General features: G+C 48.5%; 20 protein-coding genes, 1 tRNA gene and 1 pseudogene. 16 read left to right on the forward strand and 6 right to left on the reverse strand.

Annotated elements, in window-relative coordinates; genetic code table 11:
- Positions 1-2: 2 nt before the first annotated feature.
- Together ACGG90_RS12525 and ACGG90_RS12530 are read left to right on the forward strand one after the other, a co-directional pair.
- Positions 3-446, forward strand: coding sequence for a PTS sugar transporter subunit IIA (locus ACGG90_RS12525; protein WP_390409896.1), 444 nt, complete (start codon positions 3-5; stop codon positions 444-446).
- A gap of 1 nt (position 447) precedes the next feature.
- Positions 448-1,599, forward strand: coding sequence for a mannitol-1-phosphate 5-dehydrogenase (locus ACGG90_RS12530; RefSeq protein ID WP_390409898.1), 1,152 nt, complete (start codon positions 448-450; stop codon positions 1,597-1,599).
- Positions 1,600-1,660: 61 nt separating this feature from the next.
- Here ACGG90_RS12530 and ACGG90_RS12535 read toward each other — a convergent pair.
- The 4 genes and pseudogenes from ACGG90_RS12535 to ACGG90_RS12550 form a co-directional block, all read right to left on the reverse strand.
- Positions 1,661-2,448 (reverse strand): annotated as a pseudogene (locus tag ACGG90_RS12535) (N-formylglutamate amidohydrolase).
- Positions 2,449-3,064: 616 nt separating this feature from the next.
- On the reverse strand, positions 3,065-3,178 hold the full coding sequence (locus tag ACGG90_RS12540; RefSeq protein ID WP_390409900.1) for a putative holin-like toxin: 114 nt from the start codon (positions 3,176-3,178) through the stop codon (positions 3,065-3,067).
- Positions 3,179-4,135: 957 nt separating this feature from the next.
- Positions 4,136-5,065: an alpha/beta hydrolase gene (locus tag ACGG90_RS12545; RefSeq protein ID WP_390409902.1), complete on the reverse strand. Its 930-nt coding sequence runs from the start codon at positions 5,063-5,065 to the stop codon at positions 4,136-4,138.
- Positions 5,062-5,862, reverse strand: a complete 801-nt coding sequence (locus ACGG90_RS12550) for a tyrosine-protein phosphatase (protein WP_390409904.1) — start codon at positions 5,860-5,862, stop codon at positions 5,062-5,064. The genes ACGG90_RS12545 and ACGG90_RS12550 overlap by 4 nt, the downstream gene beginning before the upstream one ends.
- A gap of 116 nt (positions 5,863-5,978) precedes the next feature.
- Here ACGG90_RS12550 and ACGG90_RS12555 point away from each other — a divergent pair, with 116 nt between their 5' ends.
- From ACGG90_RS12555 to ACGG90_RS12575, 5 genes are all read left to right on the forward strand, one after another.
- Positions 5,979-6,911 (forward strand): ribose-phosphate diphosphokinase, encoded by a 933-nt coding sequence (locus ACGG90_RS12555; RefSeq protein WP_390409906.1) that lies wholly within the window; start codon positions 5,979-5,981, stop codon positions 6,909-6,911.
- A 767-nt stretch (positions 6,912-7,678) separates the two neighbouring features.
- Positions 7,679-7,751: transfer RNA gene (locus tag ACGG90_RS12560), tRNA-Lys, on the forward strand.
- A 71-nt stretch (positions 7,752-7,822) separates the two neighbouring features.
- Positions 7,823-8,146: a DMT family transporter gene (locus tag ACGG90_RS12565; RefSeq protein ID WP_390409908.1), complete on the forward strand. Its 324-nt coding sequence runs from the start codon at positions 7,823-7,825 to the stop codon at positions 8,144-8,146.
- Between the two features lie 265 nt (positions 8,147-8,411).
- Positions 8,412-9,113 (forward strand): hypothetical protein, encoded by a 702-nt coding sequence (locus ACGG90_RS12570; RefSeq protein ID WP_390409910.1) that lies wholly within the window; start codon positions 8,412-8,414, stop codon positions 9,111-9,113.
- A 144-nt stretch (positions 9,114-9,257) separates the two neighbouring features.
- Positions 9,258-9,827, forward strand: coding sequence for a TetR/AcrR family transcriptional regulator C-terminal domain-containing protein (locus tag ACGG90_RS12575; RefSeq protein WP_390409912.1), 570 nt, complete (start codon positions 9,258-9,260; stop codon positions 9,825-9,827).
- A 305-nt stretch (positions 9,828-10,132) separates the two neighbouring features.
- Here the strand turns inward: ACGG90_RS12575 and ACGG90_RS12580 are convergent, their stop codons facing one another.
- On the reverse strand, positions 10,133-11,302 hold the full coding sequence (locus ACGG90_RS12580) for a tyrosine-type recombinase/integrase (protein WP_390409914.1): 1,170 nt from the start codon (positions 11,300-11,302) through the stop codon (positions 10,133-10,135).
- 109 nt (positions 11,303-11,411) lie between these two features.
- Positions 11,412-11,918 (reverse strand): helix-turn-helix domain-containing protein, encoded by a 507-nt coding sequence (locus ACGG90_RS12585; protein WP_390409916.1) that lies wholly within the window; start codon positions 11,916-11,918, stop codon positions 11,412-11,414.
- A 148-nt stretch (positions 11,919-12,066) separates the two neighbouring features.
- Between ACGG90_RS12585 and ACGG90_RS12590 the strand changes: the two genes are divergently transcribed.
- The 9 genes from ACGG90_RS12590 to ACGG90_RS12630 all read left to right on the forward strand — a co-directional run bounded on the left by ACGG90_RS12590 (position 12,067) and on the right by ACGG90_RS12630 (position 19,501).
- Entirely contained in the window at positions 12,067-12,261 is a 195-nt protein-coding gene (locus ACGG90_RS12590; protein WP_390409918.1) for a hypothetical protein, read from the forward strand.
- Between the two features lie 87 nt (positions 12,262-12,348).
- Complete coding sequence (locus tag ACGG90_RS12595; protein ID WP_390409920.1) at positions 12,349-12,687, forward strand: DUF771 domain-containing protein; 339 nt, start codon at positions 12,349-12,351, stop codon at positions 12,685-12,687.
- Positions 12,688-12,740: 53 nt separating this feature from the next.
- The gene (locus ACGG90_RS12600; protein ID WP_390409922.1) at positions 12,741-13,016 is read left to right on the forward strand and encodes a DNA-binding protein; all 276 of its coding nucleotides are present in this window, start codon (positions 12,741-12,743) and stop codon (positions 13,014-13,016) included.
- A 114-nt stretch (positions 13,017-13,130) separates the two neighbouring features.
- Positions 13,131-13,433 carry a hypothetical protein gene (locus tag ACGG90_RS12605; RefSeq protein ID WP_390409924.1) on the forward strand — a complete coding sequence of 101 codons (303 nt, stop codon included), beginning with the start codon at positions 13,131-13,133 and terminating at the stop codon, positions 13,431-13,433.
- Positions 13,426-13,581 (forward strand): hypothetical protein, encoded by a 156-nt coding sequence (locus ACGG90_RS12610; RefSeq protein ID WP_390409926.1) that lies wholly within the window; start codon positions 13,426-13,428, stop codon positions 13,579-13,581. Before ACGG90_RS12605 ends, ACGG90_RS12610 begins: the two co-directional genes overlap by 8 nt.
- Before the next feature lie 95 nt (positions 13,582-13,676).
- Positions 13,677-13,997 (forward strand): hypothetical protein, encoded by a 321-nt coding sequence (locus tag ACGG90_RS12615; protein WP_390409928.1) that lies wholly within the window; start codon positions 13,677-13,679, stop codon positions 13,995-13,997.
- A complete protein-coding gene (locus ACGG90_RS12620) occupies positions 13,969-14,301 on the forward strand; it encodes a hypothetical protein (protein ID WP_390409930.1) in 333 nt (110 codons plus the stop codon). Before ACGG90_RS12615 ends, ACGG90_RS12620 begins: the two co-directional genes overlap by 29 nt.
- 3 nt (positions 14,302-14,304) lie before the next feature.
- Entirely contained in the window at positions 14,305-17,565 is a 3,261-nt protein-coding gene (locus ACGG90_RS12625) for a phage tail tape measure protein (RefSeq protein ID WP_390409932.1), read from the forward strand.
- A gap of 49 nt (positions 17,566-17,614) precedes the next feature.
- Complete coding sequence (locus ACGG90_RS12630) at positions 17,615-19,501, forward strand: phage/plasmid primase, P4 family (RefSeq protein ID WP_390409934.1); 1,887 nt, start codon at positions 17,615-17,617, stop codon at positions 19,499-19,501.
- Positions 19,502-20,043 lie beyond the last annotated feature (542 nt).

Raw genomic sequence — 20,043 nt, forward strand, 5'->3', positions numbered from 1 at the left:
ACATGAAGGCACTAGATGTGAAAACCATTGCCTTGAACCAACAAGCTAAAACCAAAGAAGAAGCGATCCGCCAAGTCGGCCAGTTGTTAGTTGACAACGGCAACGTGGAACCGGAATACATCGATTCCATGATCGCCAGAAACCGCGACGTGTCCGTCTATATGGGCAACTTCATCGCGATCCCGCATGGTCAAGAAGACGGGATGAAATATATCAAAAAAACCGGTATCGCCATTGCCCAATACCCATGGGGTGTTGATTTCTCTGACGATCCGGCCCAAGAGAATTTAGTCACTGTCGTCTTTGGGATCGCTGGGTTAAACGGCGAACATCTGCAACTGCTGTCGCAGATCGCCCTTTATTGCAGCGATGTCGAGAACGTGCAGAAGTTGGCTGACGCACAGTCGGCTCAAGAAGTCATTAACTTATTGAAAGAGGTTGAGTAACGTGGAAGCAGTACATTTTGGTGCAGGTAACATTGGTCGCGGCTTTATTGGGGAAACTTTAGCTGCTAACGGCTTTAAGATCAATTTCGTAGATGTCAACGAAACCATCATCGATGCGTTAAACCAACGCGGTGAATATACCATCACCTTGGCCGCGCCTGGCGAAGCCAAGATCCATGTCGAAAACGTTGACGGTATCAACAACGGCAAGGATCCAGAAGCTGTCGTCAAAGCCATCACCAAAGCTGACTTGGTCACCACTGCCATCGGCCCAAAGATCTTGCCTTTCATCGCACCACTGATCGCCCAAGGTATCCAAGCTCGCCAAGCAGCCGGCTTGAAGGCCCCGCTTGATGTTGTGGCTTGCGAGAACATGATCGGCGGTTCCCAGTTCTTGAAGGAACAAGTTTATGGCAAGCTGGCTGACGCTGACAAGGCTTATGCTGATGAATACATCGGCTTCCCTAACGCCGCCGTTGACCGTATCGTGCCGATCCAACACCATGACGATCCGCTGGCGGTATCCGTTGAAGACTTCAAGGAATGGGTCATTGATTCCTCACAAATGAAGAACCATGCCGTGCACTTGGATTCTGTCCATTATGTACCGGATCTGGAACCATACATCGAACGCAAGCTCTTCTCTGTTAACACCGGCCATGCTACCACGGCTTACACTGGCAAGTATTTAGGCTACACCACCATTGGCGATGCGGTTAAAGACGAGAAAGTCTTCAAGCAAGCCCAAGGTGCTTTGGCCGAAACGCGCTCCTTGTTGTTGGCCCAATTCAAGAACTTCACTGAAGCTGAATTGACGCAGTATCAGGAAAGCGTCCTTAATCGCTTCAAGAACCCATACATCTCCGATGATATTTCTCGCGTGGCCCGCACGCCAATTCGCAAGTTAGGCTTTAACGAACGCTTCATTCGCCCAATTCGCGAACTCAAGGCGCATGGCTTAAGCTACAAGACTTTGCTGGATACGGTTGGCATGATCTTCGCTTACGACGAACCTGCCGACGACGAATCCGTGAAGCTGCAAGCTTTGTTGAAAGAGAAGCCTTTGGTCGATGTGATCAAAGAAGTTACCGGCTTGAAAGACGAAGACTTGATCGCTGAAGTCAAAGCCAGCGTCGAATCAAAGCAGCGTTAATCAATAATGCCCCTGTTGTGCGACTGAACCAGTCGTACAGCAGGGGTATTTTTTCGGCAGGTCAGGCTAATGCAGTTAACAATGGCCGCCACACCTTTTGCAGCTGTTTCTGGGTAGAGTTAAAGACAGCCGGATTCGGGGCTTGCAATTCTTCCTCGCCAAAAAAGCGCTGGTCGATATAAGCGTTGTAGCGCAGTTCGATTTGCAGTGCCGCAATGTGCTCGTCAGCGCCAAAATGTCGAGTAATATAGCCGCCGGGAAACGGGAAATTGTGCTCAACAGTAAAGCCTTGAGCCTTAAATTGCTCAGCTGCGGTCTTTCGCAAATCCCTGGGGCTGGCAGTATCATTGCGGTTGCCTAGCACCACCTGACAAGGCTTGCGCCATCAGTATGCGTGTATTCGGCAAAGCTGTGCAAGTCGATCAGCACACAGTGACCAAACTGTGCAACTTTGGCAGCGAGTAATTCGGTCAACGCTTGATGATACGGCCAGTAATATTTGGTCAGGCGCGCTTGGATTTGTGCTGCCGTCAGCGGTTTGGCATAAAGCGGCCGCCGCCAGGTATTTTGCTGGTAAACGACGCTGCCGAGATAGTTGCCGTCAGCCGCTTCTTTGGTTTCGCGATTGGGATCGGCGACATAGCGGCTCATGCGATTTTCGATCATGGTGACGCCAAGTTCCGGCAAGAAAGCATACAGGTCGGGCAAGAACCAATCGGTATTCGGCATCAGCACGCCTGCAATCAGTGCTTGGCGCATTTCCTCGGGAATTGCCGTGCCACTATGCGGCAGACTCACGACCAGCGGCCAATGCTGCTTGTCAGCATTGGTAATTGTGAATGGATCCATTTGGGCACCTCCAAGATCAGCCAAGGGCTAACTTTATTGTGAACCGTGTTGCAAAAGCGGCATGTTTGACCGCTTTTGCGCACGGTCCCAAACGCTGCCAACACCGTACAAGCGATCACGAGGTTTTGCTTGTGTGGTAAATGGTGGTCACCAGCTCGCAAATAGTATGCAATTCGCAGCAAACTGATGCAAGCGGTATTACCGGTATCCACAAAAAATCCTGCCAAGCAGCATGGTCCACCCGCAACTCGGTGTGATTGCAGGAAAACGGGTTTGTCTGTATACTGAACATATAAAAGGTCGATGGCGCAAATGCACCACCGGCAAGGCAAGGCCGGATTATCCGGTGGCCAGCTTTAGACTAAGTTACACAGAGATAACCGTCGAGCCGGCGAAAGCATGGACGGTTATTTATTTTGGTCTTTCATGATCCGCTTTTTATGCCGACAATCCGTTGTGTGGTTGGATTGCAGGCGGACAGATTTCCCTGTATACTGAACATATAAAAGGCCGATGGCGCAAATGCACCACCGGCAAGGCAAGGCCGGATTATCCGGTGGCCAGCTTTAGACTAAGTTACGCAGAGATAACCGTCTCGGCCGCCAAGCGTGGACGGTTATTTATTTTGGTCTTTCATGATCGCCACGATCAGACTGCCAAAGGCAATCATCAAGGACAGCGTTTCAAAAACGCTCATGTTGGCTCCTTTCAGAGCGACAACCAAAACCATAGGCATCACTCCCTTCTTTGTGAAAGCAGCTAGCCACCATCCGGCTTTTCCTTACCAGTAATGATGATACTAAAGAACAGGGTTGATTGCGACCATTATTGTGAAAAGTCATCACGTGATTTTGTTATTTTAACGTATCATACCCCTGCCGTTTGACCGATCTGGTCAGGACGGCAGGGGTATTTGTGTTACCGATTAACACTTCTGCGATACCGCGACTGAGCTGCCAGACACGACAAATAAACGATCAGCGTATTCGCTATCGTGTATTTGTCGCAACAGGCTATGTTAGGCTCTGCCCGTTGGGCTTCGGCGAGCTGCATGGCGCAACGCGGGTGCGGCTAGCTACGCCATTGCACTTGTGGCAAAGATCGCCTTACGCACAATGGCTAGGCTACCCGACCCGCTAAATGCGCGCCACTTCGCTCTGGCCTCGGCGTCGAGCTGCGCAGCCCAACGCGGCGTGATATAAGTGCGGGCTGCTTCGCTCTGGTTTCGTCGAGCTGCGCAAAGCAACGCGATTGCGTATAAGCCATCCCGAGTCCATGGCCAAGACCGCCATTGACTCAGGCTGTCTTATACACATCGCTAAATACGCTTTGCTCCGCTCTGGTATTCAGTTAAGTACCCAGCACCGTAAGCCTACGTGCGCTGGGGTGGTCGTGGTGCAATCTGATAACGTCCTGGCATTGCCCAAGACTGCGGACATTGGGCTTCATGGCGCTCTGGCGCTTTGAACGCACGAGCCGCGGTGCATGCCGTTACACATGACACCCTCAGATCAGCTCGTGTAGGGATGCCGGGTACAGACCAACTTGTACTTTGCCAGTCTCAACACCCCACTGCAGGTTGCAAGGATAATATAGCATGGCGATAGCGCTTACGCAAACTTTTGCTAGCGACATGATCTAAACCCAACAGTGACGCGGGATAGAGCGTTTAATCAGCGGTTGGAGCTTAATGAAAATATGGCGCGATGAAGTCGTGGATATGCTTGGCGTATGCCGCTGGATCTACCCAATAACTTTCGGCGTGGATCGCGTTAGGGACCAGCCACAAAGCTTTAGGCGCATTGGCAGCGCGGTAGTTGGCTTCGCCCATCCAAGTGGGCACGTAAACGTCTTTGGCGCCGTGGATCACCAGGATCGGGCGAGTATTTTTGCGCAAGGCGGCTTGGACATCGACTTGGCCGATGCGAAAGCCTAAGCGGCGGTAATTAATAAAGCTGGCCAGCGGCACCAAGGGCCGCTTAGGCATGTGAAAGATCTGTTTCATCAAATAGGTTACTTCATCATCCAAGCTGGTGTAGCCGCAATCTTCTACCACGGCTTTGACTTGTTTAGGCAAAGTGGCTTCGCCAGCGACGAGGCTGACGGTGGCGCCGCCCATTGAGGTGCCAAATAACAACAGTTCACAATCGTCACCTAAATAAGCGATCATTTGCTGCAGCCATTGCAGGTAGTCCAGCCGATCCAGCCAGCCGAAACTGATGTAAGTCCCATCAGAGCGGCCATGGCCGCGATCGTCAGGCAACAACACGGAAAAGCCCATGTCATAGAACATGTGGGCATAATTGCTCATGGTGATGCCGGTGCCTTTGTAGCCGTGGCCGATGATCACCGCCTTGTTGGAATTGGGGTGCTTTAGCCACAAGCCGGCCAGGTGCTGATCATCAGGCGTGTCCAAATGCCACACGTCTGGATGCTGGTGTTCGACCCAATCGACGTGATAGTAGTAATCATCGGCGTATTTCTGCATGGCGTCGCTGGCGTCTGGGACATAGTTGATGCGCTTGAAAGCGTAGGTATATAAGGCTTCAGCGGCGGCCATGGTGCCGGCGGTGAGTAAGATCGGCAGTGAGAAGCCGACGAGGCGACGTTTCTTCATGCTTGGCCTCCTTGATAAGTTGGGGAATCGGTGAGATATAGTTTGTGCAAATCGGCCAAGTCGCCAGCAGATAAGCGCAGCTGCTTGGTCAAATAGCCTGCCCAATCGCCATAAGTGTTGGTGACAAGCCGTTTGATGGCGTCGTAGTTGCTGATTTCGGCTTGGTGGGCGTTCATTTGGTTGACGAAGGCGTCGGCGCCATGGCGCAAATCAGCATGCGCCATTTGTTGCGGGTCTTCCAACACCAAGTTGGTGAGCAGGTAATCTTCTCGAATGGTGGCTTCAGGCACACCAAGCGCGCCTTCGATCATCATTGCGCCAACGCCGGTGCGGTCTTTGCCGGCGGTGCAGTGAAAAAGCACCGACTCATCTGGGTGCGTATTGCTTAACAGAATGTCAAACAGCTGGCGATAAACCCCGTTGGCGTGGCTGTCTGTCAGCATTTGGCAATAGGTGTCAGCCATGGTGTCTTCGATGCTTGAACCGCGCAGTTTCTGACGCAGCTTGGTAAACAAGCTGGTGCGATCGACAAAAGGGTATACCGATAAGTTCTGATAAGCGATCCCTTGCGGCAAGCGGTCGCGCCGGTTAGCCACTTCGTTATCAGAACGCAAGTCGATATCAAAAATCACGCCGTATTCGGCAAGCATCGCGCTGCCTTCCGGACGCAAATGGCCTAAGGAGCCTGAACGCAGCAGTTTCTTCCAAGCAATATATTGGCCATCCACAGTGGGGTAGCCGCCGAGTTCGCGCAAATTGATGGCATGGGGAATGGGTAACAGGCGTTGCGGGTTCATAGTCCACCTCCGAATGATTTGTCTTTATTATACACGTTTGTTTACGCCAAGAGTTTTCACCAGGCGCGAAGTTGCGTATAATAAAGGCAACACAGGCAAAATTTAAGGAGATCATCATGGCGGGACTGAAACTTTTCACATTGAATGGCAATAAGCCACTGGCGCAACGAATCGCAGCGGAGTTAGGCTTGCCGCTGTCACCGGCTTCGGTGAAGCACTTTGCAGACGGCGAGATTCAAATCGATTTAGATGACTCAGTGCGCGGGGCGGATGTGTACGTGATCCAGCCAGTGTCTGATCCGGTCAATGAGAACTTCATGGAATTGATGATCATGATCGACGCTTTGCGCCGCGCTTCAGCACACCACATCAACGTGGTGGTGCCGTATTATGGTTATGCTCGGGCCGATCGCAAAGCGCGCTCGCGGGAACCGATCACTGCCAAGTTGGTGGCCAACTTGTTGCAAATGGACGGCATTGATCGTATCGTGACTGTCGACTTGCATGCCGACCAGCTGCAAGGCTTCTTCGATGTTCCGGTGGATCACCTCAAGTCAGTGGCGCTGTTTGGCCGCTATTTCCGCAACTTGCGCCTTGGCGATGACACGGTGGTGGTGGCGCCGGATCATTCCGGCACCAAGCATGCGCGCCAGCTTGCAGAGCTGTTGGGTTTGCCAATCGCCATTGTCGACAAGCGTCAAGTCAACACCCACAGCGGCGTGATCGGGGATGTCGTCGGTAAGCATGCGATCGTGGTTGACGACATGATCGACACCGGTTCGCGGGTGGCGGAATCAGTTGAAGCTTTGCAAGATGCTGGGGTCAAAGATATTTACGCTGCTGCTACCCATGCGGTGTTGTCCCAAGGCGCCGCAACGCGTTTGAGCAAGCTGCCGCTGAAGCAGATCGTGTTGACTGATACGATCGAAATGCCTGCCGCCAAGCGTCTGCCAAACATGCAGATCCTGTCTGTCGGCCCGATGATCGGCCAAGCGATCCAATTGATCGCCACGAACCAGTCGATTCATCCGTTGTTTGATTTAGATTAAACCAGAGCGGAGTGGCGCGCTCTTAGCGGTGGATATAAGGCGGGATGACATTTGGGCGTTCTTTGCCCAAGTGGCGTCACGACTTATATCACGCCGCGTTGCGCCACGCAGCTCGACGAAGAAACCCAGAGCGGAGCAAAGCGTATTTAGCGGGTCAATTAGCCTAGCCCTCGTACTTGCGGCGTATTTTGCCGCGAGTGCGGGGGCGTAGCTAATTGTACCCGCGTTGCTTTGCGCAGCTCGACGAAGACCACAGCGTAACAAGCGGGGACTTGGTCTTTCTTTGTCAGGCCCGGCCAGGTGTTGCTCCGGCGCGCGGGGAAAGCGGCGGCGCAGGCGGTGCGGCCGGCTTCAACCGCGCAAAGTGCAGCGCGGTTTCCGCCTAAGTTTAAAGCCCGTATCGCTGCGCTCAACGCGGTCTTTAAACTTGCCGCGTGTGGCGTCTAGCAAGACTCGCCTCTAGCGGCGCTGCGCTTGCGTCGAAGCGAGTCTTGCTAGACGCCACACTTTTCACGGCCTGACCGCCGCTTTCCCCACGCGCCTACGCAACACCTAGCCTCCAATTATCGATTGCGCCATGAAGGTTTTGAAATGAATTAACAAATGTTGCACAAAGCACGCATCATTGTGCTCATATCTTCGGAAATCCCGGCTGCGGTTGGGATTTTTTTGTGCAAAACACGGTTGGGATTTTTTTGTGCAAAACCCTTGCGCGAGTAAGCCCCGCATGCTATGATATTTAAGTCGTCAAGGCGACAAGCAAGCATGGGTGGTTAGCTCAGCTGGCAGAGCAACGGACTCTTAATCCGTGGGTCCAGGGTTCGATCCCCTGACCACCCAGAATAGTAACCGTCATCCCGAGTGGGTGGCGGTTTTTTGTTTTCACTGTTGTTGAAGAAGGAGCAAATTGCATGGGATATGTATTCTTGATGTTAGCCATTGTTGGTGAGTTGATTGGGACCAATTTGTTGAAAGCGGCAAATGGGTTTACGGTGCTGTGGCCAACGCTTGGCTCGCTGCTGGCATATCTGGTGTGCTTCTACTGCTTGTCGTTGGCTTTGAAGACGATCAACTTAAGTGTCGCTTATGCGTTATGGGCGGGGCTTGGCGTGTTGTTGACCACGCTGATTGCTGTGACGGTGTGGAAAGAGCCGCTGAATTCAGCCAGCGTGTTGGGGATCGCGCTGATTATGGCCGGCGTCGTGGTGCTTAATTTATATGGCAGCAGCCGTTAGCTTAATCCTTGTCAAACCTTGACGCTAAAGGCTTATTCAGGCATAATGATAACCAATCAATGCCAAATATTTCGAAAAAAGAGATCGGCCGATCGCTTCGAGATGTTCGCTCAAATCCGCTTTTGCAAATATGCAAAGGCGCTGAGCGGTTCTCGAATTACCACTTGTGGTAACGGCCGGTCTTTTTGTTTGCCATGGATTAAAGAAGGATTGCCTTAACGATCAATGATCACACAAGGCAGCGTTAAACTAATGGAGGATCATAATGAGTGAGCATCAAGTGCCAAATGATGAAGCAATCAAGCAACTCGCCAAGTCGTTAGAGGCGCAAACCACACAATCAGCGGATCAAACGGCGCTTCAAGCACAAATCAAAGCGTTAGAAGCGCAATTGCAGCAGAAACAGCGGCCGACTCACCGCCGCCGGTTCTGGTTGATCGGCATTCTTGTGAGCTTAATTGTTGTCATTGGCGGCGGAACGTGGTCAGTGGTGCAGAAGAACGCGGTACAGCGCCGCCATGCTGAAGCACTGATCTCAGGCAAACGTTTCAGCGCCACCGCCTACCCAATCGCAGACGGAAACGTCACTGAGGATCTGCTTTTTCGCAATGGCAAGTTCTATGACGTGTTACAGAAAATAACCAGTGATGGTTCTAAAATCAGCGCGGCGCTTGCGGAAGGCACTTATGATATCGATGCCGCAAACAAACGGATCAATCTGACCTATACGAAGCGCGGCAAGTTATATGCTAACGTACATGATGGCAGATATGAGCGGCTCAGCGCAACGCCTTTTCCAAAGACAATGCAATTATTCCAGAAGAATGGGACTTATTTGTATGGTCAAGGCACGATCCGAGGGACTGACGACGGGGCCGAATACCAGCATCCCGACTCAGACGCTGGGGTGTGGCAGAAATACGCGGCTGTAAAGAAACAGCTTGCGCAGATGCAACCGGTTGAGTGACAAACAAGCGCGCACCTGCGACGGCACTAATAATGTTTCACGTGAAACAATTGGCCCAAAGCCTTGTGCCACAAGGGCGCAGTCGATGCTTGGCGATCATGGCGGCAAACGCGGTATACTGAAGATATCTTCGGAGGTGACACGATGACCAGCCCTGACACGAAACATGTGCTTGCACAGACGCTCAAAGACTTGATGCAAACGACCAGCCTGGATCATATCACGATCGATCGGCTGGCTGAAGCGGCGCATATCAACCGCAACACCTTCTACTACCACTTCGCCGACATTCATTCGCTGTTGGCGTGGGTGTATGAACAAGATGTGGTCGAAGCCTTAAAGCAGCGCAGCGACATCAAGCATTGGCAAGAAGCCTATCAGCTGATGCTTTCGTATATCGCCGCGCATCAGCAGTTCTGCTTGAACACGTTCCACTCGTTGAATCGCGATGTGTTGGACGATTTGTTGTATCAACACGCCGCAGAAATGGTGGACATGGTGGTGTCCAGCATTGATCCGCAGACGCCGCCGCGGGTGCGCGCAGCGATCACCAACTTCTATGGGTGGGCGATCACCGCGCAAGTGACCCAGTGGCTGGTGGCGGACTTGCAAGAATCGCAAGAGTCGATGATCCGCAAGGCTGAATTGATGATGGATGGCACTTTGGCACAGATCATCACTCGCGGTAAAGCGGATTCGTTCTTTAATCAATAGCAAAACAAAAAGCCGTCACAATTTGTGACGGCTTTTTGGGTAAACCTTTGATGGGTGGTCAGGGGTTTGCACCCATCTAACACCAGAACACCGTAGTGACGCGGTTCAGCGCCATTTCACAAGGCCTAAAATGGGTCTTTGGTCATCCTTTTGGTCATCTTTTCTCAGAATCACGACTTTTGGCCGTATTTTTCTGGTAATCCGTGGTCATCTCTGGTCATCCCTGGATTACCAAAAACAGGTTCATTCTTATCCACACCTTCAATTCTAAACTAGTCGAAATCGACCAGTTTAGAACACGAACATTAAAATCCAAGGTAACCCGCCACCTTATCGGCAGCTTCTTCATTCTGGAACTTCGTCACGTGCGCATAGACGTTTAACGTGGTCTGTGCATCCTCATGCCCCAGCCGTTCCTGGGCTTCCTTGATCGACACCCCAGCGGCGAATAGCGCACTGGCATGGCTGTGGCGGAAACCGTGAACGGTAATCCGGTGCGGCAACTTGGCCTTACCGCTGGCTTCGTCTTCATCCTCAATGGCTTTAAGCCACTTCTCAGGCTGGTTCAGATACTTGTGTGTATTGTTCCGAGTAGCGAATACAAGTTGTTCAGGCGTGTTTGTGTTGATCCCCAGCGCCATATACTTCTGCATTTGAGCGATTCGCCAATGTTTCAGCGCGTTCATGGTAGCCAGATCAAGCGGCACAGTGCGGCGCCCTTTTTCAGTCTTTGGTGCCTGGACAATCTGGCGGCCCTTCAAGCCTTGCGTGAGCGTCTTATTAATCCGCACGGTGTTGTTAGTGAACGACACATCCGCCCAGGTCAGTGCGAGACACTCGCCACGCCGTAACCCACCAAAGGCCAGGATGCGGAACAGCGTATACTTTTCTGGTTCACGTCGCGGATCAATATAGCTAAAGAACTGTGCCAGTTCGTTCTTATCCCAGAAGTTTTCAGGCTCATCCCCAGCAGTCGCCTGGCGCTTGGGTACAATCACTTTCTCGGCGGGGTTCTCGCCGATATACCCTTGCTGCTTCGCGTAGTCTAGCACGCTAATAACATAGTTGAACCAGCGCTTATAGTTTCGCGTGGCTTCTTTGGCCCAGGCGTTAACGATCCGTTGTAGCTGCGCTACGGTAATCTCATCTACCCGTTTGTCTTTCAAGTAAGGTAAGATATGATTGTCGAACATCCCCGCCGTGCGTGCGTAAGTTGATTCGCGCACGGTGTTGATATAACCGGTGTACCAGGCTTCGTACACCGTCTTAAACTTAATGCGTTTCCGTTTGGTAAGGTCATCCTTGTCAGCATCCAGGGTCAGTCTGGAAGCTGCTAGGGTGGCCTCTTTTTTACTTGTAAAGCCACGCTTATGCCAATACTTCTTAGTGCCAGTCAATTCATCGCGGCCCAGGTATACGCGTGCATCATACAGCGTCTTACCCTTCGCGTTCTTGTAATCAGTAATATATGCCATTGTTTTCCCTCCGTACCAGCTTGCGGGCAGGGTAGTTTGGTTCAATGGCGGTCGATTACTCGACCATAAGGTGTAACACCGCTCGTTCAACACGGGCGGGGCCGTATCTCTATCCTAAAGCTTTCAACACGCGATTCTTAAAGCTCTCTGATACATCTGGAGATGGATATTCAGTCGCGTCGTCGGAACTGTTCAGATTAGCCAGTAGGATTAATAAATCCAACGCGTCTGCGGGATGAGACTGACTGTACGCTAAAGCCTCACTCAAAACACCAAGTAGATTGCCACGATCCTCTGCATCAAGTGAACTCATGGCCTTAGGTTGAATTGCTTCAAAAATTCGCATAGCTTCTTTGGCTTGTGATTCTGAAAGCTCTTGATCCCATCTTAACAAATCACCTGATGTTGGGTTATCGGATGGCGCGTTGCTTATTCCTTGTAGGTATGGAACGGAAACATCAAGAGCTTCAGCTAATTTTTGCCAAGTTTCTAGTTTAGGCTCAGTCTTTTCATTCTCATAGTTGTTCAGAGTCCCGCGCTTTATATCTGTTAATTTGGCAAGGTCATCTAGGGTGTAACCCTTCCTGTTTCGTAATTCTTTAATTCTATTTGTCATTAACTCACCACCTCTTTGTTGATGCTAGTTTAGCACGTTGGGAAATTAATATCTAATTTTTTTAGATTTATGCTTGCGTCTAAGAAACTTAGATGATATGCTTGCACCATTAAATCTAAGAAAATTAGATATACAAGGAGGATTACTCATGGAAATACTTGATCAATCAGCAATTGCGCAACTCAATCAAAGCAAGGGAATGCAAACAATGGACGATCTAGCACAAGCAGTCGGTGTTAACCGATTTACTCTTGCACAGATCATGCGTGGTAAACAGCGAATTGTTCGAGGTGAGACATATCGTAAGATTCAGAAGTATCTGGCGCAATACCAACTCGCATGACGATAACTGGAAAAGCAAGGCGAATCGTCGTGGCTTTACCAGCATGTATAAAGCCTTGGGGATAAGCGTCAAAGAAAGGATGAAAGCATGGCTAAAAATATCGACGACATTCTGTCTGCTACTCTATCTGACATTCTGGCACCACTAGTCAAAGCGGAAGTAGACAGACAACTGGAAGAGCGTGAACAGAAAGTCAGCACAGATTATCGGTGCTGGTGGTCAGCAAGTGAAGTCCAGGAGCGTTACGGTATTACACCAACCTGGCTGTCGGCGAATATCCTAAGCGTTCCGAAATTTCAAAAGATGCTCGACGGATTTGCTTTCAACTATCAGGGCCGTATCGGTTGGCGGTTTGAACCAACGGCGTTTAGTAGTTTCATGCGAGATCACTTCGCTGATATCGCCAAGGAGGTAAAAGATGCTTGATTACAGGACTAATGATGGCACCAATCAGTTCAAGAAAAAGAAGGTGATGCAACATGCCAAAAACAATCACGCTACCCGTCCCCGATGAGTTCGAGGAAGGACTAAAGCAGGAGATGCGCGCGGCAGCTATTGAGGCATTTCAATCTGTCGCGGGTAAGCATGCGTTTAGTGAGTACATGAATGCCACCCGCTGCGCTGCCTATCTAGGATGCAGTGGCGGGACGGTTTCAAAGTTAGTGCGGTTGGGGATGCCCACTATCACTGTAGACAGTCTGACCATGTTCAAAAAATCAGAAGTCGATAGCTGGCTTCTGTCACATCAATATTAATCCGAGTCTTGCGGGCAGGGATAAACCATCGAGGCCAATCAGCCTCACATGTCGAAACAAGAATAGGCAAGCCGCCAGGATCGACGGCGGGCAAACAGGAAAGGACTGAATGTAATGCTGAATAAGGCGACATTAGGCGAGTATTTCACCGGCCTAGTGATTCTATCTAAGGCCATCCCCGAAAGCCTCACAGACGCTAACGGTGACCCGGTACGCGCGGGCATCTGGCAGCAGTTGCACGACGCAGCCGATGAACTGGAATTGGGCGCAGAAGTTGAATGGGATGCGCAAGGCGAACCGGCGGACGTGGTAGAAGTGCCGCGCACACTGTTACGCCAAGTGCATGAGGCTGGCGATGAATTGTCGCTGGTACTAGCAGATTTACCTTTGTGGGGCGGAGGCGAGCGCCATGGCTGACTTATTGGCTGGCTTCGCCTATTGGATCATCACCCACGGGCCAACTTGCGCGGGGCTGCTACTGGCGTTCTTGCTAGGCTGCGTTTTCGAAATGTGGATGGAATGCAGCGGCAAAGAAAAGGAATCTCAAAGCTCTGGCGTGAGGTGAGATTCGCTTAGCGTTAAACCCCTGTGCACGACAGTCTAGCATCTACGCTTATATACAAAATTTGCAAACAACTAATTATTTGGGGGACTTTCATAATGGATACCGTTATTGATTTACAGAACAGATTCTACGAAGTATTCGCGGATACATGCGACACAAAAAACCTAGTAATTGCTGCGCTCCATGAACTCGACAGCATTAACGAAGATCTGACGCTTTATCACAATCAAAGATGTAACGCAGATAGAGTCGCATGCTCAATGACGATGACTGCGCCAATTCTAAGGGCACTGTTAACAGTTGTGGAAGATCGCATTGGGGACCTTAATCAAAAAGCTAATGAAATTGTGAATTTCAGTGATTCAAATTTGAAAGGAGGTGATCTTAATGAGAAAAACAATCGTCTTAAAAGATAAACGTACGATAGATCTGGCTGCCAACGGGCGGACACCTTATATCTATCACGCAGCATTTAATGCTGACTTCTTGCGTGATGTGATGCGGATATCTAAAATCGATCCAAAATCACCCGATATGCAGTTGGTTTATCGGATGAGTTGGGTATTTGCCAAAAGTGCAAACGGCGGCATTAAAAACCTTAGTAAGTGGCTGGATGATTTTGACGAATTCCCACTTGTGGAAATGGTTGATATTTTGCCAGTACTGATTCAGCACGTTTATGCAACCCCGCTTTTTACAAACAAAAATCATAGGAGGTAAACCATGGCAAAAGGTAACATTAAAGGTATCACGATTGATTTTGATGGCAACACCACCAAGCTTGATAAAGCCTTAAGTGATGTCGATAAGCAGACTAACAACGTCAATAAGGAGTTACGGCAAGTCGATAGTTTGCTGAAGTTTAATCCAGGGAATACTGATCTGATTGCGCAAAAACAACAGCTTTTGGCAAAACAGATCCAAAATACCAGCGAACGTTTGGGCACTTTAAAGCAAGTCCAAGCGCAAGTTGATGCGCAATTTAAATCTGGTGATCTGGGCGAAGAAGAGTATCGATCGTTTCAGCGCGAAGTTGTTGCGACTGAGGGTAAACTCAAGTCTTATCAAGGTCAGTTATCGGCCAGCAAGACGTCTCAAGCTGCATTAGAGTCGTCAACTAAGCAACTGGGTGCCTATTTTGAAGCATCAGGAAAGTCTGTTGATGACTATGCTGACATTTTGGGGCCACGCTTAACTTCAGCGATTAAAGAAGGTCGAGCTTCAAGCACTCAACTCAACGAAGCTATCAATAAAATCGGTCGCACAGTGACTGATAACGAAGAAGACTTTAATCAGTTTAGTGCGTCGCTGAAAAAAATTGATGATGGTGGCTCAATCGATGCTCTGAAAAATGACCTGACAGACCTTGAGGCTAAATCGCATCAAGCCGATGATGCCCTCGATGAGATCTCGAAAAACACCTTGAGTGAAAAACTGCAAAACATTGGTGATGGGTTGTCTGACGCCGGTGCAAAGGTTCAAGAGTTTGGTGAAAAAGCTGTTGATTCATGGTCAGAGATGGATGATGCCGTTGATAATCTGACGTCAAAGACCGGTGCTACCGGTGAGGCAGCTAATCAACTGAGTGAAGCTTATGAAAAAGTTGAAGCTTCAATGGCTGGCTCTCAGATGGAGTCGGAAGACCTTTCTGGCACGATGGCTGCGCTATACTCGCAGTTTGGACTTAGTGGTAAAGCTTTGGAGTCAACATCTGAGGCGGTGGCTAAGTTCAGCGCTGTAACTGGTCAATCAGGCACTGATGCTGTTGATGCTTTACACACTTCAATGGCTCAATTTAATGTATCGGCAAAAGAAATTCCTGCCGTTCTGGATGCATTTACTGCTGCTAGCCAGGCGACTGGGGTACCAGTTGCCGACCTTGAGCAATCGGTAAGTAAGGCATACCCAGCTTTTAAGCAGTTGGGTATCAGCTTGACTGATGGCATTCCGATGCTGGCCGCGTGGTCGAAGTCAGGGATTGACTCATCCACAGTGCTCAAAGGGATGCAGAAGGCATTTTCAGCAACCAAAGATTCTGCCGGAGGTTTTAAAAAAGGCATTGCCGATGCTTTTAACGGCATCAAAAATGCTAAGACAGATCAAGATGCGTTTAATATCGCTATTGAGACTTTTGGTGCTAAGTCTGGACCACAAATGGCTCAGGCGATCCGTGATGGTAAGGTCAGTCTTGATGATTTGAGTAAGGCGGCCGGTAATACTGGTGGCACAGTAAACAAGACATTTAATCAGACACTAGACCCGATCGATAAAGCCAATCAAGCATCCAAAAAGTTTCAGCAATCGATGGCCAAAATCGGTGGTGAAATTCTTGAGCAAGTTGCGCCTGCAATGACGGAATTCGCGAAATTCATCAAAGATTTAGTTGATGGCTTTTTGTCACTGCCTGGCCCAGTACGGCAGTTCATCATTATTCTCGGTGGTGTGACTGCGGTTCTTGGCATTTTAGCTCCGATCATTGCAACGTTTGTGACGATGGACACGACTATTAGTCTGGTTGCGGCTGGTGTAGCTGCAGGTGTTGCGTTGATCGTAATGGCGGTGACGCACTGGGGCGACATAGTAAATTGGCTCAAGGGTGTATGGAACGGCATTACTAGTTTTTTCAGTGGATTATGGACGGGTATTCAAAACGTGTTTACCACATCAATGACTGCCATATCTGCGTTTATAACATCGGTATGGACTGGTGTGTCGACTTTCTTTACTAATCTTTGGACTGGAATACAAAACATTTTTACTAGCGCCGTGACGGGGATTGTAAACTATTTGCAGCCCGCGTTTGATGCAACGATAAATGTCATCAAGACGGTATGGAATGGTTTAAAAACTTTCTTTAGCGCTATCTGGGATGGTATAAAAGTTATCTTCACCGTTGCGATTACCGCAATTGCCGTGATCATTGGGACTCAAATCGAGATCTGGAAGACAATCATCACGACGGCCATGAACTTAATCAAAACTGTTATCACGACGGTTTGGAATGCGATTAAATCTTTCTTTGGGCCAATTCTGGCCGCTATCGGTAACGTAATTTCGGCGGCATGGAAAAAAATTCAGACATTCACGACAACGGTTTTTATTGCGATAAAGTCATTTTTGACCACAGTATGGAATGCGATCAAGGCTGCTATTACACCAATTATTAACGGCATCAAGACCGTTATCACGAACGTTTGGAACGCGATCAAGTCAGTAACAACCTCTGTCTTTAATGCGGTTAAGTCATTTATTTCATCAGTCTGGAAAAGTATTAAGTCGGCAGTCACTAGTGCTGTAAATGCTGCAAAATCTGTTGTCACATCAGCATGGAATGGTATTAAATCCATTACGTCATCGGTATTTAACGCGATTAAGTCCATTGCTTCAAGCGTGTGGAACGGTATTAAATCTACTGTTTCTAGGGCTGTCAATGGTGTCAAATCTGCTGTTTCAAGCGCATGGAACGCGATTAAGTCAGTCACATCGAGTGTGTGGAATGGTATTAAAAATGCTATCTCGACACCAATCAATGCGGCAAAGTCGATTGTACAACGTGCCATTAATGCCATCAAAGGTTTCTTTAACTTTCATATTAGCTGGCCGCATATCCCGATGCCATCTTTTGGCATCAGCCCAAGTGGGTGGAAAATCGGTGACCTGCTCAAAGGTTCCATCCCTCATTTGTCTATTTCTTGGCATGCTGCCGGTGGTATTTTTAACAAGCCAACGTTATTTAATACGCCAAGTGGTTTACATGGTGTTGGCGAAGCTGGGCCAGAGGGTGTAATTCCTTTGAACGATAAGACGTTTGCGGCTATCGGCCGTGGTATAGCGGACAATCTTAACTTGGATGGCGGAACGGTCATTAACGCGACGGTTTATGGTGCGATCACTGACCAGGTAGCACGTCAGTGGGTTGAAAAACTCGACACTGCGTTGGCTCGTTATCACCGTGTAAATAATGCGAATGGTGGTGTCTTATGAACAAAGCAGCAGCTCATTTCAAGAAGAACGGTGGTGAATACAAATCTCAATGTATAAAGGCTATTTACGCGGGGATGGTAAGCATGCTAGCACCAAAGTCATCAACTCTAGATTGCTTAGCTGGGAAACGCTAAAATCAGCAACGACTGAACCTAATGTTGTCGGCGTACTTAGCGATGACTATATCATGGTAGATCTAGATGATATGAGTGAAGCCAAGAAGCTATACAAAATCGTAACGGATTCTAGGATACAATGTTCAATCTTGCAGACTAATCACGGGATGCATTTTTATTTCAAAGGTTATACCCTCTCCACCAACAAAATCGGTTGGTATACCCCGATAGGATTAAAGGCAGATTTCAAATTGGGCATCAAAAACACCGCTGATCCAATACGAATTGACGGTAAATCACGCCACTGGCTACACAAGTCAAAGACGTTTGATTCATTGCCAAAGTGGCTAATTCCGGTTAGCAACCATGAAAATGGGATTGACGATATCAGCAATGGTGAACGTAATCAAGGTCTGTTCAATTATATTCTGACCCTGCAAAGGACTGGCTTGAGTCGTGAGGAAATCCGCGAGACCATCCGCATTGTCAATAAGTTTATTCTCGATGATCCGTTGCCGGATAAGGAAGTCGAAACAATTCTCCGCGATGAAGCGTTTCTGAAGCAAACATTTTTCAGTAAAAGCGGTGGATTTCTACACGACAAATTCGCTAAATTTTTGATAAATGAACATCATATCAAGAAGATTGATGGCATTTTACACGTATACAAAGATGGTGTTTATAGCGGTGACCCTAACGATATTGAGCACGTTATGATTAAGCATATATCAAGTCTAACGATGGCGAAACGCCGCGAAGTGCTAAGCTATTTGAATATCGTGGCGCCGCAAGCAGAAGAATCGGATAGTAAATATATTTTAGTAGCTAACGGTGTCTTTGATATCGAAACGTGTAAGCTGATTCCATTCACGCCAAACATCGTTATCACTAATAAGGTGCATGCTGCTTACATCCCCGACGCTTACAACGAAGTAACTGATAAGGTGTTGGATAAACTCACCTGTGGAGATGGACAGTTGCGTGCCGTTATTGAGGAATTTGTCGGGTACACCTTGTTTCGTAAGAATTCGTTCAGTAAGGCGGCTATTCTTACTGGTGATGGTGGCCATGGCAAATCCTCGTTCCTAGATATGCTGAAATTGTTGTTGGGTGAAGAGAACTTTGCATCCGTCGAACTAAAGGATCTTGACGCACGTTTTAAACCTGCGGAACTTGTGGGCAAGTTGGCGAATATCGGGGATGATATTTCAAATGAATATATCAAGACCAATAGTGCATTCAAGAAACTTGTTACCGGCGAGTCGCTAAATATCGAACGTAAAGGTAAAGACCCGTTTGATTTCAAAAATCATGCAAAACTGATTTTTAGTGCGAATGAAACACCGCATATTAACGATCATTCAAATGGATTGACTCGGCGACTATTGTTTATCCCATTCCGTGCCGTATTCAGCGAAGATGATCCTGACTATGATCCGTTTATTGATGAAAAGCTTCAAACACAGGCGTCACTAGATTATCTGTTGTTGCTTGGGTTGAAGGGATTACAAAGGCTGCTTAATAACCATCGGTTTACAAAGTCCAAAGTTTCCGATGCGCAATTACAAGACTACAGCCAAGAGAACAATCCTTTACTTCTTTACCTTAACGAAGAGCCTAAGTTCATCAATGAAAATACAAAGGACTGTTATTTGGCTTATACCGTTTGGTGTGCAGATAACAATGTTAGATCACTGTCGAATATTGTTTTTAGTCGTGAGGTGTGTCGGCTAAAGGGGCTAAGAACGAAACAGCAGAAAATTGACAACAAGAAACGCCAAGTGTTTGTTAAAACCGAAAGCCAAAGCAATAAGTCGTGAAATCACGAAAAAAGGCTACTTTTTTCGTAAAATCACGAATAAAATCAGCGTTGATTGTTGCTTATAGTGACCAAAATAGCCTAAGTACAAGATACTATCTTGTACCGGTACAACATCATCTTGTACTAGAAGAATGCTGATACAGCAAGGGCTAGGAACTGTGGTACAAGTAGTACAAGATGAATTGAACTTCTTTTATTATATAGTCTTAACAATTTTATCCTGGATTATTCATAGAATTTCAAAAAAGCAGCGCAATCCCATGATTCACACGGGACTGCGCTGCTTTGGTGTTTCACCCATTGGGTGCGCCTATATGCTAAGGTTAAGTCGACAAAAACCATCACGAAAGCGAGGCTTCACACCATCTCAACTTTAACCAGCTTATCCCTGCAATGCAATACCAATGTGACTGTGACCGCCGACGGCGGTCAACTTTCAAATGACGCCGGGCTCGTTTTGTTCCAAGAGTTTCTTCATCGTATCAACTTTAGGCAACTTGCCAATCAGTGCCTCAAGTTACCAGACCAACGACGATTCTG

The organism is Lacticaseibacillus jixiensis, assembly GCF_042847315.1.
GTDB classification, from domain to species: Bacteria; Bacillota; Bacilli; order Lactobacillales; family Lactobacillaceae; genus Lacticaseibacillus; species Lacticaseibacillus jixiensis.